Genomic DNA, 25,009 nt, shown 5'->3' on the forward strand with positions numbered 1-25,009 from the left:
TCGGCCTTGTCGCGCTCATGCTCCACGTCTCCGACACGACAGGCCAGGCGTTGGCAGTCTCCCTTCTGTTGCTGGTCGGAGATTTCGCTCCATCCCTGTTGGGTCCCTTCACCGGCGCCCTCGCCGAGCGGCTCAATCTCCGGCGGCTGATGGTCGTCTGCGAACTCATCCAGGCTGCGGTCCTGCTGGTCATTGTGCTGACCCTGCCTCCACTGCCGGTGTTGCTGGCTCTCGTTGCGATCCGCGCCACCGCCTCGCAGATCTTCTAACCGGCGTCTCGGGCGGCGGTGCCCGCACTGGTCGGAGACCGTGACTTGGAGACCGCCAACTCGACCATCGGGTTCGGCTCCAGCGCAGCAGAGGCGGTCGGCCCGTTGATCGCCGCGGGCCTGTTCCCGTTGGTCGGACTGCGTGGTGTGCTGCTCGTCGACGTCGTGTCGTTCCTGGTCTCGGCCGTGCTGCTCGCGACGCTCCCCTTCACTCCCGCCGACGACCGGTGACGGGCGCCGGCGCGGTCGGTCTCGGACTGGTGGCCGGTTACGCCATGTTGTCCCGATGGGGTACGCGGGTGTCGATGCCGCTGCTGCTGATTGTGGGCTTCGCTGTCAGCAGTGTCGGTAACCTGCTGACCGGGCTCGCCTGGGCCGTCGCCGCTGCGTTCGCCCTTCAGGCCGTCCGGGGGTTGGGGTTGGCTGCCATGGACGTCGCCTCCAGCACGCTGCTGCAACGTACGGTTCCAGCCGGCATGCTCGGCAGGGTCTTCGGCAATCTGTATGGCGCAATCGGGGTCGCCGCCGCGACGTCCTACATCGCCGGTGGCCTGCTGCTGGACGCCACCTCCGCCGCGGTAACCCTGGTAGCCGCAGGTGTCGGCGGCCTGGTGGCCGCTGGTGTCGTCACGCTGCGATTGCCAAGGGCGGTGAGATGCGCCGAAGAGAGTGGCGCAACGCAGACGGAGTCCTCGTCAGCCACCAAATAGATTGAGCCTTTTCCAAGCTGATCTTGCGGGTAAGGGCGGGTGCGGCGAACCCGGCGATCGATGAGGGCGAGGTTCCAGGTAAGACAGCAGTCGACCAAGATCCGATGCCCCGACCGGGAGCCTCGCCTGTGCTGTCTTACCCCTCCACGATCCCGCTGTCCAGCCGGACCCTGAACCACCTCGCTGAGCGCATCCGAGCGCACCGCAACCAACATCGGTCCCGGTGGCGGCGTCTCACGCCTGGCCGGCAGGCGCTGCTGGCCCTGGCCTACCTGCGCAACGGAGACACCTACACCCGGCTCGCCGCCGGTTTCGAAGTCGGAGTCGCCACCGCCTGGCGGTACGTGCAGGAAGCAATCGTCCTGCTCGCGGCGGTCGCCGAGGACCTGGCCACGGCGATGCAGCGTATTCGACAACTGGCGTACGCGATCCTGGACGGCACGCTGATCCCGACCGACCGGGTGGCGGATCAGAAGCCGTACTACTCCGGTAAGCACGAGCGCCATGGTGTGAACGTGCAGGTCATCGCCGACGCCGCCGGCCGGCTCGTGTGGGCCTCACCGTGGCGAAGAACCCCCTCGGCGAGGTGGCGACCGACGGCTCGAAGTACGTCGTGGCTTTCATGGCAGAGCCCCCGCAAACACCCGTCGACGCCGTTCTGGATGGCGCTGAGATCGGCGACGACCGCTACATCGTCGACGGCACCGAGATGTACGTTTGGTGCCCACGCGGCCTGCGTGACAGCCCACTGATGACCATCCTCGGCAAGGCGAAGAGCGGGCCGTCGACCACGGTGCGCAACTGGAACACGGTGGAGAAGCTGCTCACGTTGATGGGATAAGACGCACAACCGGCCCGAAAGCCCCGTGCTACCTCAAGCTATCGACAAGGGGAACTGACCAGCCCCTTCCGTAAACCCCGAGCCACGATGAAAATAGCTCACTGGAACGCTTTACAGCACCAGATCGCCCGCAGTTGGTCTTCGGGTCGTACTGCCCATAGGACGTCAGCGATCACGCGCGTGGGAGCGTTCGACGAGATCGGCGAAGCCGGGCAGACCCCGCAGGCTGGCAAGGTCATCGTCCTCGGTCAGGAGATGGAGATGCCAGCCGTCGACGACAAACGCGGCACGCAGTGCTCGGTGGGCCAGGGCCGCCCGCACGACCCGCTGGATGCTGATCGGCGACAGCAGAATGCGCCGTCGCGGTTTGCGAGCGCGACGGCACCTTATCCGATCGCAAACATCACGCGTCGGCGTTGACGTTGAACTGAGGTCAGTGCGGCAGCGTACTGAATGGATTAACGGTGATGCTCTCTCTGGATCATGTCCGTCGGACGTGGGCGGCAAGGCTCGGAGGTCAGGATGGGCAGCGTAAGGCTGCGGGCGTTACTCGCCGCTCTTGTGGTGGTGCTGAGCGGACTGAGTGCACAACCGGCATCGGCGGCAGCGCCGGCGGGGAGAGAGCCGCAGACTGCGGCGATCACGGCGCCGCCGCCCGGCGCCGTGGCGTCGGCGGAGGCGCGTCGGACGGGTAAGGCGGTACCGGTGCCGACCGAGAGCGCGCCGGGCCGATCGGTGGTAGCCAACCCGGATGGCACGTTCAGTGCCAGCTTCTCGGTGTTGCAGCAACCGGGCTACCCGGCGTCGTACTCCCGGGTCGGCTGGTCTCTGGTTTTCGAAGGTAAGCCCGACCAGAACGGCTGGAACGGCGGTATCGACACCGACGGCGTGGCCAAAGTGGGTGAGTGTTACCCGTCTGCGGCCTGCAACGGCATCGGCACCGCACGTTCGTACTTCCGGTACGACACTAGTTTTCTCAACGGGCGGCAGGTCACGAGGGCGAAGTTGATGGCGCGTGAGGTGTATGCGCCGAGCTGCTCGCCGCGACCGGTGAACTTGTTCGCCACGGCGGACTTCGGCCCTGGCGATACCTACCGCACGATGGAGGCTCGGCGCGGCGGGTGGATCTATATGGACCAGCGGAACGTGGCCCACGGCTACAGCGGCTGCGGTGCCAGCGACGTGGAGTTCGACGCGCTCACCAGATTCACCAAGCCCGGGTTGGAGAACCGCAGCTTGACCGCCTTTGTCCTCGCCGCGGCCGACGAGAACGACGGTATGGCCTGGAAGAAGTTCCGGACCGACCCGAGCCTGAACGTAACCTACAACTCACCGCCTGATCGCCCGGACTACCTGGGCGCCGAGGGTGCGCCGTGTACGACGACCGGTGAGTCGTGGGTGAACCCCAACCGCGACGTGTCGACCCCCGCGCGCGGGCCGATCCTCTCGGCCAAGGCGTGGGACGTTGACGCCGGCAGCCAGACGCAGGTCGAGTTTCAGTGGAAACAGCGCTCGGAGCCCGACTCGGCAATCAAGACCGCCTACACCCTCTTTCAGGGTGGCTGGTCATTGGCCACTCTCACCGCCGCGCTGCCGTCTGCCGGCACCGAGACGGGCAAGAAGCTGCACTATCGGGCGCGGTCCTACGACGGCGGCGCCTGGAGCGCGCTCACCAGCTGGTGCAACGTCTCGATCGACCGCACGATGCCCGTACCCCCCCAGGCCGTCGAGCCGGTAGAGGCGACGAATCCCGCCAAGGCCGGGCTGCCAAAGATGTTCCGGTTCACCTCTCGACCGCCTGAGCGCGGCGAGGCACCGACAAGGGGTTTCCTGTGGGGCACGCACGTACAGGGCAGGTCTTTTGTAGAGATCAAGGCGGACGGCAGCGCACTGGTGCCGGTGACCGTGGCCGCCGGTGGTCCCGCCACGCTTTACGTTCGCACGGTCGATGCGGCGGGTAACGAGAGCGACCAGATCTCGCTGAACTACCACGTCGAGGCCGGTAATCCGGCTAGGGGATACTGGCCGCTCGACGGTCTTGCGGAGACTCAGGCGCGGGACTACGGAACAGGTGGCAATCACCTTCCGGTCGACCCGGCCAAGGTCAATTTCCGGGCCGGACGGCACGGGGACGGACTGCGCTTCGCGTACGCGCCTTCGGCAGTGCAGACGCAGCGGCAGGTGCTGGACCCGACAAAGCCCTTCACCGTGGCGGCGTGGGCGAGCCTGGAGCAGACCGGCGGGTACCCGACGATCGTCTCCCAGGACGGCGGCGTCACGTCGGCGTTCCAGCTGATGGCCACGCCAGACAACCGGTGGAGCTTCGCGATGTTCGACTCGAACACCGCCGGCGGTGGCTTACCTACCCGGGCGGTGTCGCCCACGGCGCTCAAGCTGAACACCTGGACTCATCTGACCGGCGTCTGGGATCCCGAGGCGAAAGAGGTTCGCCTATACGTCAACGGCATGCTGAGCGACACGAAATCCCGCGCCACGAACTCACCCTCGGCTGCGGGGCCGCTGGCGATCGGGCGGTCTCGGTGGGACAGCGCGCCGAGAGATTTCTGGAAGGGCACCGTCGACGAGGTCTACGCCTTCGACCGGGAGTTGCCGCCCAATGAGATCGCCGACCTCGCGACCGGGCCGGCCACCGAGGAGCTCTTCCTGCCGCTCGAGGAGGCGCAGCGCACCGCTGATCCCGCGGTCGACATGTCCGGCTGGTACCGGCGCGTGGCCGCGAGCAACGTGACGTTCGACTCCACCGTGCGACCGCTCGGTGACGCCAGCGGCTCAGCCAAGTTCACCGGCTCGACCGGTAGTGGCTTCAGCACGCCCTCGGTGGTCCGGACCGACAACAGCTTCACCGTGACCGCCCGGGCACGAGTCGACGAGGGCGCCGCCGGCGTGCGCACGGTAATGAGTCAGAACGGCGTGAACAACCACGGTTTCGCTCTGAAGCACGACGCCGCCAGAGGCTGGGTCTTCTCGATGTACCGCACCGACGACCCCGGGGCAACGCCCGTCGAGGTGGTAGCCCCGACGACGACCGGATGGACCTATCTCGCCGGTGTCTACAACGCCGCGACGAACAGCATCAGCCTCTACGTCGGCGCGCAGATGAAGGCTACGCCTGCTGTCGGCCTCCAGCCGTGGCACGCGGCGGGCGCGCTCACGATCGGGCGCGGCACCAGGGCCGGTGCGCCGGTGGAGCCGTGGGTCGGCTGGATCGCCGACGTGCACGTCTGGTCTGGGGTCCGGAGCTCCAACCAGATCGTGTCGGAAGCGATCCGGGCCTATACCGTTCGGGACCGGGCGGCCGAGAATCCGCTCAGCGGTCAGCTCTCGCGGTACTGGAGCTACGACGGCTACCACGTCGTCACCACCGGTGCGGTGCCCCCCACAGCGACGTTCGAGGGCCCTCTCGGGCAGTTGGCTCCCGAAAGCACCACAGAGCCCACGACAGAGCTCTACTCGTGCCGGACACACAGCAGAGACTATTTCCTGACGCAGGACCCGAACTGCACGGAAGGTGGCGTCACCGCCCAGTTCCTCGGCCGGCTTGGCAAGCTGTTCAGTGCCGCGCAGGCCAGCCAGCCGACCACGCCCATCTACCGCTGCCGGTTGGAAGGGCTGGGGCACTTCGTCTCCCGCCAGCAGGACTGTGAGGGCAAGCCTGGCGCCGTGAACGAGGCGCTGCTGGGCTACGCGCTGAACTACGGGAACCTGGTCGGCGCCCGCCGGGCCGGCGTCGGCGACCGTGCCTCGGCAGCGGCAGGTCTGCCCACCGACTTCCACGCCCAGCAACAATGGGGCTACGTGCCGATGCAGCATGTGGACGGCCTGTTGCCGACCCAGCTCTGCGCGCGGACGAAGAACGGGGCAGAGGACCTCTACCTTTCGACGGCGGCCGACTGCGAGCGCTCGGCGGATGCGACGGCTCGCGTGGTGATGATGGCCGGCGGGGTCTTCCCAGAGGACTTCCCGACAGTGACTCCAGATATGACCATGCTGTGGCGCTGCGAGGCCACGTCCGGCGACCGCTTCGAGTCGACGGACTTCGCTTGCGGCGACGTCGGCACCGTCGGCGACGCTGTGCCGCTCGGCTGGATCAGCACCTTCGTGCGATGACCACTGCGATGACCCACGCCTTAACCATGGAACAGGAAATCAGGATCCGATGAATCACCGCAGACTGCGCGGAAGTCTGGCGGCGGGGCTCACCGTCGTTCTCGCACTCGCTGCCGGCGCCACGGGCGCACAACCAGCGATCGCCGCCGCACCGGGCAGCCCTCCGCTGCCGATGAGCGTGAAGCCAGTGCCGATGGCGCCGGTCAAGGCCGGCCAACAGAAGACACCGAAGATCGCCAAGCCGGCGGGGCGCGCCGCGGCGGCTTGGCCGGCCGGCGGCGAGGCGGTACTCGACCTGGCCGCGGCGCAGCGGATGGCGTCGGCGCCGCGCTTGTCCGGACAACCGGCGGCAACCGCCACGGTGGGTGGCCTACCGGTGATCGTCGCACCCGCGGCTGGCGGGCCGGGAGTGGCCTCAGCGCCGCCGGAACGGGTGCGGGTGACGGTGTGGGACCGCAAGGCGACCGAGCGGGCGGACATCGACGGCGTGGTCGTCTCGGTGCGCCCCGAGGGCAGCACGCCCGGCGCCGGTAAAACCGCGATATCCATCGACTACTCGACGTTCCGGGAGGCATACGGTGGCGACTGGGCCACCCGGCTGCGGCTCGTCGCGCAGGCCGGGTCGGCCAAGCCCACCACCGTGCGGAACGAGCCGCGGGCGGGTCGGCTGTCCGCGCAGGTGGCGGCCGGCACCTACGCGCTGACAGCAGTGGCGGGAGGCGGCTCGGGCGACTTCGCGGCCACGCCGTTCGCCCCGACGGGCAAGTGGCAGGTGTCGACGTCGGGCGGCGGCTTCACCTATAGCTACCCGTTCCGGATGCCGCCCGTGCCGGGCGCGATGGAGCCGACGCTTGCGGCGACCTACTCGTCGCAACAGACCGACGGTCGCACGGTGTCGCGCAACAACCAGAGTTCGTGGCTGGGTGAGGGTTGGAACCTCGACGTCGGCTCGATCGAGCGTTCGTTCATGTCCTGCGCCGACAACCTGGGCGGTAACAGCAACCTCTCGACGAAGACCGGGGACCTCTGCTGGGACACGACGACTGAGAACGTCGCGATCGCTTTCGGAGAATCGTCGGGACCTCTGGTCAAGGTGAGCGAGGACGAGTGGCGTCCCCGCGTCGACGACGGCACGCGGATCCACCGGTACTACAACGCCGCGAACGGGGACATGGGTCTGGCCGGCAAGACCGGCGAGTACTGGGTGGTGTCCACCACGGACGGCACCAAGCACTATTTCGGTCAGAACGCCGACTCGGCGTTCAACGTGCCCGTGTACGGCAACAACCCGGGGGAGCCATGCAACAAGGCGACGTTCGCCGACTCCTACTGCCTTCAGACGTATAAGTGGAACCTCGACCGTTCGGTCGACGTGCACGGGAACGTCGTGCGGTACACGTACGAGAAGGAGCAGAACTTCTACGGCGGCAACCTCAATACCAGGCGGCACGAGTACAACCGCGGTGGCTTCCTGAAGCAGGTTGAATACGGCCTGCGCGAGGGCAGTGCCGCTCCCGCGCCGGCGAAGGTGGAGTTCGCCGTCGCCGACCGCTGCTTCACGGACTGCTCCCCGGGCGGGTGGCGGGACACTCCGTTGGACCAGGAGTGCGGCCCGGTGTGCCAGACAAACCAGAATGCGCCGACGTTCTGGACCAAGAAGCGGCTGACCGCTGTTACCACGTACCAGCACACCGGCAACGGTCAGTACGGCGACGTCGACCGGTGGGACTTCCGGCAGGAGTTTCCGGCGTTCCTGCATGGAGCCTCGGTGCTCTGGCTGTACGGGATCACTCACAAGGGTGTGTCCGGTGCCGCTGAGACGCGCATGCCCGAAGTGGAGTTCGGCCCGGTCGCGCTGGAAAACCGCGTCGACGTCTATGGCGACGACCTGACCGAGCTGTACAAGCCGCGTATCAGTACGATCACCAACGAGTCGGGCGGACAGACCCTCGTCACCTACGCGGACCAGTCGTGCCCGGCGCCGAAGCCTGCGGTCGACAACAACGGCAGCCGGTGTTTTCCGATGCGCTGGACGCCGCCGAGCCTGCCTGATGCCATTGACGACTGGTTCCACAAGTACGTGGTCGCCGAGGTCAAGGAGTACGACTCCTTTAGCGGCAACAAGCCGCTGGTCACCAAGTACACCTATCACGGCACTGCTGCGTGGGCGTACGAGGACAACCTGCTCGTGCCTGCGACCCGGCGCACCTGGTCGCAGTGGCGCGGCTACGAGAAAGTCGACGTCGTGGTCGGCGACCCCGACGTGAATGACCGCGGCAAGCCGACCTCGAGGAAAACCTACATCACCCATCGAGGTATGGACGGGGACAAGAAGACCGGCGGCACACGCTCCTTCAAGGTCACCGACACCCGGGGTACACAGGTCGTCGACCACGAGGCACTGGTCGGCCTGGCCCGCGAGGTCGCCACGTACGACGGCGCGGCCAAGATCACGAGCGCCATCACCGACTACGTGACCACCCAGGTGGTCGCCGGCAGCCCGTGGCGCTCGCACCGGCAGACCGAGAACACGGTCGTGACCCGCACGGCGCTGATGAGTCAGGTGCCAGCCGGCGAGCGGACAACCAGCCTCCGAACCAAGTTCGACGACTACGGCAACGTGATCGAAGCGCTCGACATCGCGGACTCTGACAAGCGGTGCACCACGAGCTGGTACCGGCCGAACACCGACAAGTGGCTGGTGAACCTGCCCTACCGACAGCGGACGTTGAACAGCGACTGCGTGGCCGAGGGGGCGACGCCGCCCTCCTCCTCGGTGGTGATTGACAACCGGACTTTCTACGACTCCGCCAACCCCACGCAGCCGCCGATCATGCCGGTCAAGGGCGATGTCACCACGACCCAAGTGGTCAAGGACTACACGAACAATCTGCCCAACTACCTCACCACCGCCACGTCGACGCACGACGAGTACGGGCGCGTGAAGAAGGTCACCGACCAACTGGCACGAGTAGCCGAAACCACCTACACCGAGACCAACGGACTGACCACCTCGACGACGACGACCAATCCGGCCGGTCAGGCGACGACCACCACCCTCGACCCGGCGTGGGGCGTGCCGATCAGGGTCGTCGAGCCGGAGACGCGGACCACCCTGGTGCAGTACGACGCCGCGGGCCGGACGACGGCCATCTACCGGCCCGGTCAGACCCCGCCCGACGGCAAGGCCGAGCAGAGGTTCACATACGAGCTCCGCAAGGACGGCCCGAGCTACATCTACACGGAGACCCTGACGCCGAACGCCACGTACGTCGGCGGCTACCAGCTGTTCGACGGAATGATGAGGCTGCGTCAGACCCAGGCACCGAGCCCGAAGGGCGGCCGGATCCTCACCGACACGCTCTACGACTCGCGCGGCCTGGTGGAGAAGATCCGCACGCCGTACTGGGACGACACGAAGCCGCCGACGCCGGACAAGGCTCTGTACCAGCCCGCAGCCGGGGCGTCGGTTACCAACACCGGCTATGCCTACGACGGTGCCGGTCGCCGGACCCTGGAGGCCTCCGTCTGGAAGGACGAGCCGGCGTTCAATGAGACGCGGACCTATTACGACGGTGACCGGGTCAGTGTCGTGCCTCCGAAGGGTGGCACCGTCACGACCTCCCACACCAACGCCCGGGGCCAGACCGTCAAGCTCGAACAGTTCCGTGCGCGGCCGGTCGACGGTGCGGTGCCCAGCGGCCCGGCCGACGTCACCGAGTACACCTACCACAAGAACGGCGGGCTGGCCCGGGTCAAGGACCACCTCGGCAACGTCTGGCGCTACGAGTACGACGACCGTGGCCGGCAGACGGCGGCATACGATCCCGACAGCGGTAAGACCAGCGCGGAGTACGACGACGTCGACCGGGTGAAGGCGACCGTCGACGCCCGCAACCACCGGGTCGAGCGGATCTACGACTCACTCGACCGGGTTCAGCAGATCTGGCTGGACAACGCGAGTACCGGGACGAAGGTCGTCCAGAATGACTATGACACCAGGACCGGCTACCACACGGCGTCGACCCGGTTCGTCGGCACCGCGCAGTACAGGCGGTCGTTCGGTGACTTCGACGCCGCCGGCCGACCGCGCCAAAAGACGCTGACCATCACCGGGGACAACACGTTCCCGCTGACCACTTACACGTCGGCGACCACCTACGCCGCCGACGGCACGCCATCGGCGTTCACCTATCCGGCGTTGGACTCACTGCGGATGCCCTCCGAGACAGTCAACAGCGCCTTCACCGACCTCGGTGTCCTGAACACGGTGTCGTCGCGGACCTCCACCTACGTTTCGGAGACGACCTACACCGCGATCGGCCAGCACGAACGGTCGGCGCTTGGCCCGAGGCCGGTCGGCACTGAGCCGGACAAGCGGGTCGTCCGAGATTCGTTCCACGACCTCAAGACCGGGCGACTGAGCGGCACGGCGATGCTGCGCAACGCCGACAGCTTTACCCTGCACCGGATGTCGTATGCGTACAACGAGATGGGCGACGTACTCTCCACCGCTACGCAGGCTGCCAACGCGAGTCTCACCGGGGTCGTAACTGACCGGCAGTGCTACGCCTACGACTACCTGCGCCGGATGAAGGAGGCCTGGACCACCGGCGCGACCGGGTGCCAGACCGAGCCGACGGCGGGCGACGTGGCCGGTGTGGGCGCGTACTGGAACAGCTACACCTACGACGAGATCGGCAACCGGACGTCAACCGTCAAGCGTGGCGCCGGCGGTGCCGGTGCCAAGACCGAGTTGTACACCTACCCCGCGTCCGGCGTGAACGTGGCACGCCCGCACGCGGTGACCAACGTGACCGGCACGACGGTGACCGGCTACAGCTACGACGCCGCGGGCAACACGGTGACCCGTCCGGACCCAACCGGGACCAAGACCCAGGCACTCACCTGGGACAAGCAGGGTTTGCTCACGAAAATCACCAACCCGGACAACACGGCGACGGAGAATATCTACGACGCCGACGGCAAGTTGCTCATCCGCAAGGATCCGGGCAACCGCGCAACGCTGTTCGTGGCGAACAGCGAGGTCACCGTCGACACCAGCACCAAGACGACCGTCGCTGCGGCCCGCTACTACCCGGGCATCGGCCTGCGAACGATGACGACCAATGGTCTGAAGTGGACGGCCACCGACCGTAACGGAACCGCGGTCGCCACTATCGACGCGAGCGTGCATGCGGTAACGCCTCGGCGGCTCGACCCGTTCGGCAACGACCGCGGCACCACCGGATGGCCCACCGCGACCCGTGGTTTCGTCGACGGCAGCACCAATCCCGCAACCGGCCTGGTCCGTCTCGGTGCCCGGGAGTACGACGCCAAACTCGGCAAGTTCATCTCGACCGACCCGATCGTCGCTTTCGCGGATCCACAGCGGTTGAACCTGTACGCCTACGCAAACAACAGCCCGGTCACCATGAACGACGCGAGCGGGCTGCTCTACAACTGCCCCGACGGCCGCTGCAACCAGAACACCAGCGCGAACACTGGTCCAGACCTGCGGAAACAGGGCATCGTCGCCCCGGTTCCCGACCTGTTCGGCAAGAAGAAGCAGTCCAAGGGCCCGGACTCCTCGACCGTCGCGGTGGCCAAGAAGCTCAAAGAAAAGCCCATCGTTCACGTCATCATCGAGGCCGGTGGTCAACTGCTACTCGACCTGCTCGGCGTGCAGGACGTGATGGACTGCCTCAACGGCGAGGGTTTCGGCTCGTGCCTGAACACCGTGCTGAACTTCACTCCGGCGAAATTCTTCAAGATCGCCGGCAAATGGGACGAGATCGTCACCACGGGTGGACGGCTCTTCAAGGCCGTCGGCAGATGGCGGGAGAATCAGAAGTGGGCCGATGACATCCTTGCAGCCGCAGCCGAGTCGTGCACGAAGCACAGCTTCGCGCCGGGCACCAGGGTCGTTCTGGCCGACGGCAAGTCCAAATCGATCGAGGACATCGACGTCGGCGACGAGGTCGTCGCGACCGACCCCGAGAACGGGAAGACGACGAGCAGGACGGTCACCAGGACCCACACCAACCGGGACGCCGAACTCACCGACCTGACCCTCACCACCGAGGACGGCACGGCCGAGATCAAGACGACCCAGCACCACCCGTTCTGGAGCGAGGCGCGCGGCGACTGGGTCGACGCGGGTAGTCTCCAGAGCGGCGAGCGGCTTCGTGCTCTCGACGGTACGACCGCCATCGTGCGCGCGGTGCGCAACCACGTCGGCGACAAGGTCATGCACGACCTGACCGTCGCTATGGTGCACACCTACCATGTGATGGCTGGCAACACGCCCGTCCTCGTCCACAATTGCGGGAACAAACCACCGAACCTCTCGCCTGAGGGAGCGGGTCGCGGGGGGGCCTTCAACCAAGCAAAGCGGGACTCGGGAATTCCAACCAGCCAGAGCCCGGATAGGACCTTGCCGAACGTTGACCGACGGGGGAATCCGCAGCCGGGTCGGAGCTACGAGTTCGAGGTGCCGGCCGAGGGTGGAGGGACCAAGACCATCCGAATTCGTGATGACGCGGGCGGGCATAAGTTTCCCGACGATCCATCGCAGAATCGAGGTTCGCACTTCAATACAGAGAATGGTGATCACTATGACTACTAGGCGCGTAGCGATCCATCGCGAACAGGTAAAAGGGTGGCCGATCTTTCACGGGCTGACCACCGCCAGCGATCTAGCTGCTATCAGCGTTGAGGTCACCCGCCCTTCTGGCCAGCCGATTGATCAAGCTGTCGAAAATGCATCCGGCATCCTTCGATCGTCATTGGCCGCGGCCCGGATCGCTGAGCAGCTTAAATTCGTGCTTGTGGTTGCTGGTGCGCCCATCAAGCCAACGGAGAGGGTAGCTGCGTACAGGGCGAAGCGCGAGAGGGTATGGGGCGTGCTGGAGAGGCAAGACATCTCTATTCCCGCCGGTCCTCGCCGTGACCTAGAGTACCCACTGGCTGATGATCGTTTCGGCCACGTCGGGAGCATTGAGTTCGAACTGAGCGACCTTGAGGCCGCACTGCGCGTTACCCGGCGTACGGATGCCGTTTGTGTTGCAACCCATCCGCTAGCAGAAGACCTGCTGCCCTCGTTAGCTCCTGCACTCGCTCAACGCATTCGTCCTGGCTCGCCGGGACTGCTAGTGGCATTGGTCCAACTGCATGTCAACTGGGCGTTTACGGCTCGGGCTTTCGGGCAGTTCGACGACCACTTGGCAGGCGTAGAGGTAATTGCATCGGACGCATTCCTCGATATCTTGGAGCCGATCATGCTTACTGAAGCGAACACTGGACCTGATCACAGGACCTAACGGTTGGTGGCCCCGTGCGCTGAAGGCGTCGCCGTCGGCTGGTTGCGATCAGTCGACGGCACCCCAACTTCGATTTGTGGCGGTGACGACGGCACCGACCAGGTGATCCACGATCTGCTGCCCTGCCCTGCCCTGCCCTGCCCTGCCCTGCCCTGCCCTGCCCTCTCCCTGCCAGGGCAGGGAGAGGGCAGGTCGTCGGGAGGATCCGAGCGCGGTCGTGTTGGACACCCAGCAGATCCGGGCCGCGAATCACGAGCCGGCGGCGACGACCGGCATGGTTGCCGGGAAGAAGGTGTCGGGGCGTAAGCGGGGCCTGGCCGTGGATGCGGCGGGGTTGATTCTTGCGGTCGTGGTGACCGCGGCGTCGGTGATCGACAACGCGATTGGTATCCGGCTGCTCGACAACGTCGCCGCGCGTACCCCGACGGTGAGCCGCGCCTGGGTCGACGCCGGGTTCAAGCAGGACGTAGCGCTGCACGGGGCCGTGGCGGACGTCGATGTCGAGGTCGGCAAACGTTTCGACACAGGGGTTCGTGCCGGTCCGCAAAAGCGGGCGATCGTCGAGCAGGTCAACGGCACGATGATACTGCTCCGCCGCCTCGCCCGCGAGAACGAGCGCCGACCAGAGTCTTCGGTGTACGAACCACGTGGGCGTCGACGGCGAACATCGTGCGCCGGCTGACCGGGACCAGCACAGCTTCTGGCGGCATCGGTGAATCTCCTACGGTCCTCGACCTGATCTTCGATCGGGAGACCACCGCACGCCGAAGGCATCTGCCTCGCCCTCGGCGTCGAGCCGTTGCCGAAAAACGTCGAAGGCACCCGCGCGAAGCTGAAACGAATGGTCAACCGATCTGATCGACCGCCACGCCAGGGTCACGGGTCACGGGTCACCCGCATGACGTCATCGCGGAACTCCCGAGGGTAGGGCTCGGGCACAGCGACATGCTTCCAGCCCGCGACCAGGCAAGCCGTCTGAGATGTCACTTATCGGTGCAGCAGAACCTAGGAAGGTGGCGGACCTAGCGGCCGGTGCGGTCACCCGCACCGGCCGCGCGGTCAAGACGTCATACAGGTACCCGGTCCAGGAAGCCGTGCACGGCAGAGATCCGGCCGTCGGTGATGATTGCGACGTCGAAACCGATGACGATCGGCTCGGCACCGCGTGGGCCGAGGTGCCAGGTGAACCGGGCCAGGTCGTGGTGCGCGTCGACCGTGCCGGCGAGGGTGAACTCCAGGCCGGCGAACTGCTGCTGTACGCCGGCGATCAGCGCGTCGAACTGGTCGCGTCCGACGACGGCCGCCAGCGGGTCGGTGTATGTCGCGTTGGCTGTCCAGACCTCGTCGATAAGGGCCCTGCGGGCGGTGGGGTCGGTGGTGTTCCAGGCGGTGAGGTACTTCTCGATCAGTTCCATGGCCGCAACGCTACGGGTGATCTGACGTGCGGGAATCGGTAGCGCTTAGGTACTGCCTACCTGTGTAGGGTGCGGGAATGTTGCACGGCCGGGTCCCAGAGCAGGATCGGATCGCAGCTATGTTGGCGCAGGCGCAAGCTGGGCTGAGTGCCGCATTGGTGCTGCGGGGCGGACCGGGCATCGGCAAGACCGCGCTGCTGGACTGGGCCGCCGCACTGGCGCCCCCGGCCGGTGGGCCGCTGCGCGTGCTGCGCGTCAGCGCCGTTGAGTTCGAAGCCGAGTTGCCTTTCGCAGGGCTGAGTCAGCTCCTGCGGCCCGGGCTCGATCACCTCGACCGGTTGCCCGAACCGCAGCGGCGGGCACTTGCCTGCGCCTTCGGGCTCGGCGGCGGCGCCCCGGCCGACCGGCTACTGGTGGGGCTTGCGGTGTTGTCGCTCCTGGCGGCCCTGGCCGAGGACGGTCCGCTGCTCTGCCTTGTCGATGACGCACATTGGCTGGACACCGTGTCCGCCGAGGCGCTGCTCTTTGCCGCGCGCCGACTGCACGCCGAGGGGGTCGTGATGATCTTCGCGGCCCGCGACGGGGTCTTTGCCACTCCCGGCCTGCCCGAACTGACCGTCGGCGTGCTCCCGCCGGCCGAAGCCGTCCTACTGTTGGACCCGCAGCTTTCTCCCGGTATGCGGATGCGGGTGCTCGGCGAGGCGCAGGGCAATCCCCTGGCGCTGATCGAGCTACCCCGCGTTCTGCAGGTCGACGACGCCGGCGGACCGCTGCCGCTGACCGATCGATTGCAGGCGGCGTTTAACGGTCAGGTCGATCGGCTGCCCGCCGCCACCCGGGTGCTGCTGCTCGTAGCCGCCGTCGAGGACACGGCTGATCTGAACATGCTGTTGCGCGCCGCCGCTCTCTTGAGGGGCGGTCCGGCAGACCTGCGGCTGGCGGAGGAGGCCCGGCTCATCGAGATCACGGGTCGGCGGCTGCGGTTCCGGCACCCGCTGGTCCGCGCAGCGGTGCACGCTGCCGCGACGTATGGGCAGCGGCTGGCCGTGCACCGGGCGCTCGCGCGGGTGCTCACCGCCCCTGAAACCGCCGACCGGCGGGCCTGGCACCTCGCCGCGTCCTCGGTCGGCCCGGACGAGCAGACGGCCGCCGCCCTGGAACGCACCGCCGAACAGGCCCGTGGGCGCAGCGGCTACCGCGCGGCACTGGCGGCGTTCGAACGCGCCGCCGAACTCAGCGGTGACGAGGCCGCGAAGGCACGTCGGCTGCTGCTGGCCGCGGAGAGCGGCATCCAGTCCGGGCATCTCGCCGACGCGGTCCGTCTCGCCGAGCGCGCTGCCGGCCTGGTGAACGAGCCGACCTTCCATGCCCAGGTGGCCTGGGTGAAGGGGCACGCCTGGTTCTGGCAGGGCGGCTACCAGACCGCCTACGACCTTATGACTCGGGGGGCGACGTTGGATCCCGCACGACGGGACGCGCTGCTGGTAGCGGCGTTCCACCCGGCCTGGTACCTCGGAAAGCCGCACCTGGACGCCTGTCTCGACCAGCTCGCGACACTCGACCATCCGGTGGCTCGATACCAGGTCGCTGCAGTGCGAGGTCGGCCGCTGCCGATGGCCGAGATCACCGCCGAGGTCAGCGCCGAACCTCGCGACCGTGTGCAGCTCTGTGGGCTCGGCTTCGTCGCCGGTCAGGACGCCGAGACATACGAGCTGGCGTCCGGCCTGGTGGCTCGCTGCCGCGCCCAGGGAATCCTCGGAATACTGCCCACACTGCTGTTCTTCCTCGCCGAGGCGGAGCTCTTTCACGGCCGGCACCGGGATGCCGAGGTCAGCCTCGACGAGGCGGTTCGGGTCGCTCGCGACGGTGACCAGCCGCTCTGGGTCAGCCAACTGCAAGCCGTCCAGGCGATCCTGGCCGCAATCGCCGGCGACGAGCCGCGCTGCCGAGAGCTCACGGCTTCGGCGCTGAATGGTGCCGCAGCGGGCGCCGAGCCGGCCGGCCGGGCCTGGACCCTGTGGGCTCTGGGTCTGCTCGACCTCAGCCAGGGTCGAGCCGAGGCCGCCGTGGCCTCGCTCGCGGCGCTGCAGGAGAACCCGTACGCCCACCAGGTGTGCGCGTATCGCAGTGTACCTGACCTGGTTGAGGCGGCCGTCCGGGCTGGCCTAGCCGAGCAGGCGCAGCAGGCGTACGGCCGCTTCGCAGCCTGGTCGAAGCGGTTGGATCAGCCATGGGCGCAGTCACTGGCGTACCGCTGCCGAGCCCTGCTCGGCGGCGACGAACAGGATTACCAGCTCGCCCTCAAGATCGGCGGTCGCCCGTTCGAGCAGGCCCGCACCGAATTGCTGTATGGCGAGTGGCTGCGACGCGCCCGACGCAGGACCGATGCCCGCGTGCAGTTGCTCCGGGCGCTGCACACGTTCGACCAGTTAGGTGCAGCGCCGTGGGCAGCGCGGGCGCGCGGCGAGTTGGAAGCCACCGGATTGCGTGCCCTGCAGCCCACCACGTCAGCGGCGGCTGACCTGACCCCACAGGAGCTGCAGATCGCCCGGCTCGCCCGAGAAGGACTGTCGAATCGGGACATCGCCACGCAGCTCTTCCTCAGCCCCAAGACGGTCGCCTACCACCTGTACAAGGCGTACCCGAAGCTCGGAGTCACGAGCCGGGCTGAGCTGACCGTCCTGGCCCTGTGATGTAGCCGCGTTACTGCGGTGGTCAGGTCGGTTCGGAGCTGAACCCATTGTCCGATCCAACTGCCGATGGTCGTGCTGCTCGCCTGGATCGCCGCACTCGCGGGGCACCGCCAGCTGGCGAGTGGAGACCGGCCAGGCCTGCGACGATGGCGTGTTCGGCCGGCGAGATGGTCATGGTGCTGTGCCCGTCAACGCGGCCCTACCTCGCTGACCAGGCCCGGACACGGCGAGCACGGCCGGTCATCGTCGGTGCCGTTGCGGCCTGTTTGGCGCTTAGTGGTCCAAGCCGTAAGTCCTTCGGGGGTTATGCGGCCAGGGCGAGTGCGGCAGGCTGGTGATCGCAGCCGGTGGGTTGCTGGAGGTTTTGCTCTTTCTGTTCGTGTCGCTCGATCCGGGCCATGAGGTCCTCGAGGTCGGCGGGGTGAATTTCCATTTGAAGGGCCGGGCGGTCGCGTTGTAGCGCTGCTCGAAGGCGGTGAGTCGGTCTTCGACCTGGTCAAGGCTGGTGAAGTCGTTGGGTGTCAGGACTTTGCGCTGGATGATGGAGAAGTAGATCTCCACTTGGTTGAGCCAGGAGGCGTGGATCGGGGTGTGGATCATGACCGCGTTCGGGAACCGCGCCGTGAGCCGGTCGGCTGCGGCTTGGCCGCGGTGTGAGGAGCCGTTGTCGACTACCCAGAACACCCGTTTCGCCGACGCGTAGGGCTCTTGGGTCATGACTTGTTCGACCAGGGTCATGAACGGCAGGATGCCGGTTTTCGCGTTGTGGTGGGAGAAGACGCACGCCTGGTGGACGTCGTAGGCGGCCAGATACGCGAGAGCGCCTTTGCGCTGGTATTCGTGGTTGACCCGCATCATCCGGGCGACGCCGGGTGCCAGGGTGGGGTGGCAGCGGCAGCGGGCCTGGATGCTGGTCTTCTCGTCGCTGGAGATCACGTACTCGTCGTCGCCGAGCGGGACGCCGTCGAACGTGCGGGCGTGGAGGTCGAGTACGCGGGTGGCTTTGACGGCGAACTGCGGGTCGCGGATGAAGATCCAGGATTGGTGTTGCCAGGGCTTGATCGTGTCGCGGGCCAGGATCCGGCGGATGGTCGATGCCGAGATCGCCGGGGTGATGCCCCGGTCGACGGCCTCAGCGGCCAGGTCCGGGCAGCTCCATCGAGATAGTGGTGTGCCTGTCTCGGCCGGCAGCTGGCAGGCCAGGGCTTTGACCTCAGCGATCTGAACCGGCGTGAACCGGGTCGGTCGTCCGGGCCGGGGTCGGTCGGTGAGGCCGGCGAGGCCTTCGTCGGCGAACCTGCCTCGCCAACGGCGCACGGTGTCGACGGTGACGTTATGCCGGCGCGCGATCACGGCGTTGGAATGCCCACGGGCCGCATCGCAGATGATCCGGGCCCGGATGACCTGGTGATAGCCGGCGGTGTGGGAGTAGGCCAGGGCGGTGAGCCGCTGTCGTTCGGTGGTGGTCAGCGTGATGGGGCGTGCGTGAGGGACGGGCACTGGCCAGCTTCCATCGAAGGCGATCTTGTTGAGGGCCGGACGAGGATGCCGGTCAGGCGTGCCGGAACCCGGCAGGACACGCCGGAAAGGCAGGATGTGAACCCATGCCAGTCATTCCTGCTTCCACCAAGACGTCTCTGCCGCAGCGGCTACGGGCCCGGGTCAGGCAGAACTGGCCGCAGCTGGCCGAAGTGCACGTGCGCTACCACGGTCAGTTCGCCTACGTCACCGTCGAGTTGACCGGCGGTGAGCAGCTGCCGGTGATGCGACTGCGTTACAGCGGCTCCGCCCACCGTTGGAGCCTGGCCACCTACCGGGCCAGCAACAACAGCTACGAAGACCAGTACTGGTTCAGCGGCACCACCGAAGAAGCCCTCGACTTCGTCTGCGACGTCCTCATCAGCCCCATCACCGACTGGCCGCATCGAAGTCCCGAACCGTCAACCCCCGAAGGACTTACGAACTGAAGCACTTAGATCCACAGACCCCTGCATGGTTTGAGGGCGGGCGTGTGCAGGAGGTACACCTGTTTGTTGAAGTAGTTACTCGCGATGGGCAACCCGGTGTTGCTCCAGCCACGACATAGCGGTGTAGGAGGCACAGCTACATGAGGAGTGGAAGATGCGGGTGTTCGGACGATCGCCGTGCTGTTGGTGGCCGGTGGGAGGAGAGGGCCAAGGATGCCGCTGAGCCGGGGAGTCGCCGAGCGGGCCACGGCCGACGCCGAGTACACCGATTGCGTCCGTGCCGGTCTGCCGCGGTGGCGTCGGACGGCGTATCTGATGTGTGGTGACTGGCATCAGGGCGACGACATTGTGCAGCGGGTGCTCACCGAGTTGTACCGCAATTGGCCGCGGGCTCGGCGGGCCGACAACCTGAATGCGCTGGTCCGCACGATGCTGTTGCGGCGGTTGATCGACGAGCGGCGGCGCGGTTGGGCCCGGGTTCTGCTCACCGATCTGCTACCGGAGCGGCCCGCACGGGCCGCCCCGGATGTTACGGAGCGGCTTGATGTTGTGGCGGCGCTGCATCAGGTTGCGCCGCGGCAGCGGGCTGTCCTTGTGCTGCGGTTTTTTGAGGATCTGACGGTGGAGGAGACGGCGCGGGTGCTGGGTTGCGCGCCGGGGACCGTTAAGAGCCAGACTGCTAAGGGTTTGGCGACGCTGCGTGGGCTGCTCGCCTCCGGCGGAGATGACGTGTTGAACGGCGACGCGGGTGGCGTGCCGACCGAAGTTCTGCCTTGCGGGAGTTGACCATGATTGAGGAAGTAGATGTGGCGCGGTTGATGCGCGCCGAGGTTGAGTCGGCCGAGGGGCCGTCGGACGTTCTGAACATCGAACGGGCGATGATCATCGGGCGGCGGCAGCGCTGGTACGCCCCCGGTGCGGGTGCCGCACTGGCGGTGGCTGCTTTGGCTGTCGGCGCTGTCACGGTGCCGGGTCTGGTCGCGCCGGACCGGCCCTCGGCGCCGTCGCTGGAGCTGGTCGGCGCCCTAGCTCCGCTGCAGCCGTACACCGGGCAGGTGCCAGCGCCTGCCTCGTCCCGGATCCCGGCCGCGTTGAAGACCGTCGACCCGACCGTCCAGTACGCTCGGTTTGGTTGGCTTCCGTCGGGCTTGGACAGCGTGCAGTACCAGGCGGGCCTGCTGCTGAGCGGCCCGGGAGTCACTCTGATCGGTCATGCCGCCGGTTCGCCAAACACTAGCTGGTCAGGGGTGTCGGTCAACCTCTACCCGGAAGGCGTAACGCCCGCCGCGCCACAGGTCGTCGGCATCGACGGACGGGCGCCCACCGTGAGTACGGCGCCCGCTCCCGACGTGCGGGGCGCAGCGGCGACCTTCACCCAGTACGACGTCGACGGCACCGACCAACTTTCCCTTCGCTGGCAGTACGCCCCGGACGGCTGGGCCGAGGTCCGGGTAGCACCCTGGGCAACGGGGCAGGATGCCCGCGAGATCGCCCTGCACGTGGCGCAGAAGTTGACGTTCAGTGCGACCGAGCGGGTGCGGATGCCAGCCCAGATCACGGACGTGCCGCAGAATCTGCGGCCGATCCTGACCGACGTCAGCGGGCCGCTGACCTCGAAAGGCTGGCGCTGGCACACTTTCATCGAGTACAGCGCCGAATCCCCGGCGGCGGATCCCGGCGTGCAGCGTGCGAAAACGCTGAACGTCGGCTTCTCCCCTTACTCTGAGATGACCGACGAGATCCGGGCCGAATTGAACGGTAAGGAGCCCCTTCAGCCAAACACCACCATCGACGGCCATCAGGCACACTTCACCTCTGGCGGTGATCCGGACTGGAACGAGTCGCTGACCGTGTACAACGTGCAGGGGCTGACGGTCAGCATCGACGGACAACGCGGGACGCTCGCTGAGCATGGCACCAAGGCTCTGTTCCAGCAGCTCGACCTCACCGGCGCCACGCCTAGCTGGCGCCCCGCACTGGTGGCCGACTAACAAGGCGCAGTCACCGCCTCGGAACTCGCCGGTCCGCACCGACTGGTCCCGGGGCGGTCCACGCTGCTCTCCGTTCTGCCCGGTCCTGACCGTCGCTATTTGTCGGTGGCCGGTACTGCGGGGATGGCGCCACCTTCCTAAGTGCCCGGCCCGCAACTCAAAAAAGCAGGCCCGCCCCTATCAACCAGCTCGCCGATGACCAGCGCAAACAGCTCGGGGAACAAGGAGTTGAACAGGTCAGGGCCCCTTCGGTATGAGCTATCGCACAAGGCCAAAAGCAGTCCGCAGGTATAAACGAATGCGGGCAGGGCGGTCCGCCAAAACTTGGGCATGAACAGCAAATTCGCTTGAATGATCCCTTGGCCGGGGTGCGGCACCGGTCGATTGCGGAAGTTGACAGTATCCCCGTATTTCAAGTCGAACGAACGCGCGCCCGTAACATGTCAATCGCCTGCTCGTCGGCGGAACGAGGATGATGGGCTTAATAAAGTTGCAGCGCGGAGGAGTTCTTCGTGCCGTCTCGCAGGCATACGCAATCGTACCGACATACGTAAATTAGCCCGATTGACGCATATCGCAGCAATAGAATTCGACTAATGGAAGGTTGTTGTGCTAATGGCGAACCCGGAACGGTTTCAGTTGCAAGTAGGCGACGTCTCCCTGTCGGGACAGTTGTGGGTTCCGACTGGTTCGGTCGCTGATCCGCTCACGACAGTTCTCGTCACAGGTCCTTCTTTAGAAAGCCCTCTCTTGCGACTTAACGCGCAGCGGCTAGCGGACGCAGGTTACCTTTCCTTCGTCCTGGACCGCATGCCGAACGCGCCCGGGGACCAATCTGCGCTAATATTCGCGGCAAGCCGAGATCTGGCAAACCGACATCCGGCAAATCCCGCTCACCATGGCGTCTTGAACTTAACTGCCGATCCCAGGATCAGATCTGAAGTCCGCCATTGGCGGTGGCAGCCCCCTCATCCTGACGCCACTACCTGGTGACAAATCTGACCTATGATGGTGGGCGTGTCTGTGGCTGTGTCGTCTCGCCCGTCTCCGCATGTTCTTGAGGCGGTGTTGGAGCGGTTGACTTACGTCAACGAGGAGACCGGGTACACCATCGCCCGGGTTGCGACTGGGCGTGGTTCGGATCTGTTGACGGTGGTTGGGGCGTTGCTGGGGGCGCAGCCGGGGGAGAGTCTGCGGTTGCAGGGTTGGTGGTCGTCGCATCCGCAGTATGGCCGGCAGTTCGAGGTCGTCTCGTACACCACTGTGCTGCCGGCGACGATCCAGGGGATCCGGCGTTACCTGGGTTCGGGGTTGATCAAGGGTATCGGGCCGGTGTTCGCCGAGCGGGTCGTGGAGCATTTCGGCGTGGACACGTTGCAGGTCATTGAGGATGAGCCGGGTCGGTTGGTGGAGGTGCCGGGGCTTGGTCCGAAACGCACGGCGAAGATCACCGCGGCGTGGGCGGAGCAGAAGGCCATCAAGGAGGTGATGGTGTTCCTGCAGGGTGTCGGTGTGTCCACGTCGATCGCGGTGCGGATCTACAAGAAGTACGGTGACGCCTCGATCGGCGTCGTGAAGAACGAGCCGTATCGGTTGGCCGCCGATGTGTGGGGGATCGGGTTCAAGACCGCTGACACGATCGCCCAGGCTGTGGGGATCCCGCATGACAGCCCGCAACGGGTCAAGGCAGGTTTGCAGTACACGTTGTCGCAGGCCACGGATAATGGCCATTGCTACCTACCCGCCCCGCAGCTGGTCGCGGACGCGGTGAGGATCCTCGACGTGCCAGCCGAGCTGACCGTCCGCTGCCTCGATGACCTGGTTGGTGAGGAAGGCGTCGTCCGCGAGCTGCTACCCGGTGCGGATGGGCCGGTTGCGGCGATCTACCTGGTGCCGTTTCACCGCGCGGAACAGTCTTTGGCTGGTTCGGTGTTGCGGCTGCTCGGTGGCCGCGCGGACCGGATGGCGCAGTTTGTTGGCGTCGACTGGGACAAAGCATTGAGCTGGCTGAAGGCACGTACTGGCACCGCCCTGGCGCCGGAGCAGGAACAGGCCGTCCGGTTGGCGTTGACGTCGAAGGTCGCCGTGCTGACCGGGGGTCCTGGCTGCGGTAAGAGCTTCACCGTCCGTTCCATCGTCGAACTCGCCGCCGCGAAGAAAGCGAAGATCCTGCTCGTCGCGCCGACCGGGCGGGCCGCGAAACGCCTCGCCGAACTAACCGGTCAGCCCGCCGCGACGGTGCACCGGCTGCTGAAGCTGCAACCTGGCGGGGAACCCACCTACGACCGGGACACACCCCTGGACGTTGATCTGTTGGTGGTGGATGAGGCGTCCATGCTCGATCTGATCCTGGCCAACAAACTGATCAAGGCCGTTCCGCCCGGGGCGCATCTGCTACTGGTCGGTGACGTCGACCAGCTGCCGTCCGTCGGCGCCGGGGAGGTGCTGCGGGACTTACTCGCCGCCGAACCGGTTCCGCGGGTTCGGCTCACGCAGGTGTTCCGCCAGGCCGCCGGATCCGGGGTGGTCAGCAACGCCCACCGGATCAACGCCGGCCGGCCGCCGATCGTGCAGGGCATGAGCGACTTCTTCCTCTTCCCAAGCGACGATACCGAGGCCACCGTCGCGTTGACCGTCGATGTCGCGTGCACCCGCATCGCGAAACGCTTCGGGTTGGATCCGCGCCGTGACGTGCAGGTCCTCGCTCCGATGCACCGCGGCCCCGCCGGAGCAGGTGCGCTGAACACCCTGTTGCAGCAGCAGCTCACCCCAGCCCGGGAGGGCATGCCGGAACGCCGGGTCGGCGGGAGGGTGTTCCGCATCGGCGACAAGGTCACCCAGGTCCGCAACAATTACGACAAAGGCCAAGCAGGGGTGTTCAACGGCACCATCGGGGTCGTCACCGCCCTGTCCGCCGACGAGCAGAGCCTGACCGTGCGCACCGACGAAGACGAACTCATCGACTACGACTTCGACGAACTCGACGAACTGGCCCACGCCTACGCGATGACGATCCACCGCTCGCAGGGCTCCGAATACCCGGCGGTGGTCATCCCGATCACGACCAGCGCCTGGATGATGCTGCAACGCAACCTGCTCTACACCGCCATCACCAGAGCAAAGAAACTCGTCGTCCTCGTCGGCTCCCGGCGGGCATTGGCAGCGGCCGTACGCACCGTCGGCGCGGGCCGCCGCCACACCGCCCTCACCCACCGACTCGACCCGCAAACAACAGGGTCTGTCGAACAAACGGTGTAACCCGACTTGTTGAGGGTTACTTGCGGCCTGCGGGCAGGCGTCTTTCGAAGGCCATATCGAAGGCGTTCAGGGCGGTTTTCCAGCGGATGGACCATTGCCGGCGGCCTTGCCCGGTCGGGTCGAGGCTCATCACCGCGAGGTAGACGCACGTGAGGGCGGCGCCCTCGTTGGGGAAGTGGCCGCGGGCTCGGACGGCGCGGCGGATGCGGGCGTTGGTGGAACAGATGACGGTGCGGATCTCGAGGTCGTAGAGCCTGTCGCAGAATGACGATGGCTGGGCGGGTCAGGCTGGCTTGATCGCGCCGTTGGCTGGGCTGTCCCCGGGCTGGTGCGTCAGGCTGCTGCGGTGTGGATTTTGCGGATGTTGTAAGCGGCGGCTGCGAGGTTCAGTTCGCTTCGGGCGGCCGCGATTCCT

At 66.6% G+C, this 25,009-nt stretch carries 16 protein-coding genes and 2 pseudogenes; 15 read left to right on the forward strand and 3 right to left on the reverse strand.

What is annotated here, in order from left to right:
• Positions 1-17 precede the first annotated feature (17 nt).
• From ABZS40_RS33005 to ABZS40_RS33050, 10 genes and pseudogenes are all read left to right on the forward strand, one after another.
• Complete coding sequence (locus ABZS40_RS33005) at positions 18-269, forward strand: hypothetical protein (protein WP_354948117.1); 252 nt, start codon at positions 18-20, stop codon at positions 267-269.
• A 45-nt stretch (positions 270-314) separates the two neighbouring features.
• The gene (locus ABZS40_RS33010; protein ID WP_354948119.1) at positions 315-500 is read left to right on the forward strand and encodes a hypothetical protein; all 186 of its coding nucleotides are present in this window, start codon (positions 315-317) and stop codon (positions 498-500) included.
• Between the two features lie 74 nt (positions 501-574).
• Positions 575-979, forward strand: a complete 405-nt coding sequence (locus ABZS40_RS33015; RefSeq protein WP_354948121.1) for a hypothetical protein — start codon at positions 575-577, stop codon at positions 977-979.
• Positions 980-1,107: 128 nt separating this feature from the next.
• Positions 1,108-1,542: pseudogene (locus tag ABZS40_RS33020) on the forward strand (transposase family protein); the annotation flags it as partial.
• Positions 1,530-1,820 carry a hypothetical protein gene (locus tag ABZS40_RS33025; protein WP_354948151.1) on the forward strand — a complete coding sequence of 97 codons (291 nt, stop codon included), beginning with the start codon at positions 1,530-1,532 and terminating at the stop codon, positions 1,818-1,820. The pseudogene ABZS40_RS33020 and the gene ABZS40_RS33025, both read left to right, overlap by 13 nt.
• A gap of 180 nt (positions 1,821-2,000) precedes the next feature.
• Positions 2,001-2,240 carry a hypothetical protein gene (locus ABZS40_RS33030; protein ID WP_354948123.1) on the forward strand — a complete coding sequence of 80 codons (240 nt, stop codon included), beginning with the start codon at positions 2,001-2,003 and terminating at the stop codon, positions 2,238-2,240.
• Positions 2,241-2,381: 141 nt separating this feature from the next.
• Positions 2,382-5,948 (forward strand): LamG domain-containing protein, encoded by a 3,567-nt coding sequence (locus ABZS40_RS33035; RefSeq protein WP_354948125.1) that lies wholly within the window; start codon positions 2,382-2,384, stop codon positions 5,946-5,948.
• A gap of 49 nt (positions 5,949-5,997) precedes the next feature.
• Positions 5,998-12,576: a polymorphic toxin-type HINT domain-containing protein gene (locus tag ABZS40_RS33040; RefSeq protein ID WP_354948127.1), complete on the forward strand. Its 6,579-nt coding sequence runs from the start codon at positions 5,998-6,000 to the stop codon at positions 12,574-12,576.
• A complete protein-coding gene (locus ABZS40_RS33045) occupies positions 12,554-13,270 on the forward strand; it encodes a hypothetical protein (RefSeq protein ID WP_354948129.1) in 717 nt (238 codons plus the stop codon). Before ABZS40_RS33040 ends, ABZS40_RS33045 begins: the two co-directional genes overlap by 23 nt.
• A gap of 220 nt (positions 13,271-13,490) precedes the next feature.
• Positions 13,491-13,952, forward strand: coding sequence for a transposase (locus tag ABZS40_RS33050; protein WP_354948131.1), 462 nt, complete (start codon positions 13,491-13,493; stop codon positions 13,950-13,952).
• 385 nt (positions 13,953-14,337) lie between these two features.
• On the opposite strand, the gene ABZS40_RS33055 is transcribed toward ABZS40_RS33050, so the two are convergent.
• Positions 14,338-14,685, reverse strand: a complete 348-nt coding sequence (locus tag ABZS40_RS33055; RefSeq protein WP_354948133.1) for a nuclear transport factor 2 family protein — start codon at positions 14,683-14,685, stop codon at positions 14,338-14,340.
• A gap of 77 nt (positions 14,686-14,762) precedes the next feature.
• Here ABZS40_RS33055 and ABZS40_RS33060 point away from each other — a divergent pair, with 77 nt between their 5' ends.
• A complete protein-coding gene (locus tag ABZS40_RS33060) occupies positions 14,763-17,378 on the forward strand; it encodes a LuxR family transcriptional regulator (RefSeq protein ID WP_354948135.1) in 2,616 nt (871 codons plus the stop codon).
• Positions 17,379-17,651: 273 nt separating this feature from the next.
• On the opposite strand, the gene ABZS40_RS33065 is transcribed toward ABZS40_RS33060, so the two are convergent.
• Entirely contained in the window at positions 17,652-18,878 is a 1,227-nt protein-coding gene (locus tag ABZS40_RS33065) for an IS630 family transposase (protein ID WP_354948137.1), read from the reverse strand.
• Positions 18,879-18,982: 104 nt separating this feature from the next.
• Between ABZS40_RS33065 and ABZS40_RS33070 the strand changes: the two genes are divergently transcribed.
• The 4 genes from ABZS40_RS33070 (at position 18,983) to ABZS40_RS33085 (ending at position 24,594) form a co-directional block, all read left to right on the forward strand.
• Positions 18,983-19,345 carry a hypothetical protein gene (locus ABZS40_RS33070; protein WP_354948139.1) on the forward strand — a complete coding sequence of 121 codons (363 nt, stop codon included), beginning with the start codon at positions 18,983-18,985 and terminating at the stop codon, positions 19,343-19,345.
• 213 nt (positions 19,346-19,558) lie between these two features.
• The gene (locus ABZS40_RS33075; RefSeq protein WP_354948141.1) at positions 19,559-20,131 is read left to right on the forward strand and encodes a SigE family RNA polymerase sigma factor; all 573 of its coding nucleotides are present in this window, start codon (positions 19,559-19,561) and stop codon (positions 20,129-20,131) included.
• Positions 20,132-20,133: 2 nt separating this feature from the next.
• Positions 20,134-21,336: a hypothetical protein gene (locus ABZS40_RS33080; protein ID WP_354948143.1), complete on the forward strand. Its 1,203-nt coding sequence runs from the start codon at positions 20,134-20,136 to the stop codon at positions 21,334-21,336.
• A 1,008-nt stretch (positions 21,337-22,344) separates the two neighbouring features.
• Entirely contained in the window at positions 22,345-24,594 is a 2,250-nt protein-coding gene (locus tag ABZS40_RS33085) for an ATP-dependent RecD-like DNA helicase (RefSeq protein WP_354948145.1), read from the forward strand.
• Between the two features lie 16 nt (positions 24,595-24,610).
• On the opposite strand, the pseudogene ABZS40_RS33090 reads toward ABZS40_RS33085, so the two are convergent.
• A pseudogene (locus tag ABZS40_RS33090) lies at positions 24,611-24,844 on the reverse strand (transposase); the annotation flags it as partial.
• Positions 24,845-25,009 lie beyond the last annotated feature (165 nt).

Source organism: Micromonospora sp. NPDC005324, from assembly GCF_040607155.1.
Classification (GTDB): domain Bacteria; phylum Actinomycetota; class Actinomycetes; order Mycobacteriales; family Micromonosporaceae; genus Micromonospora; species Micromonospora trifolii.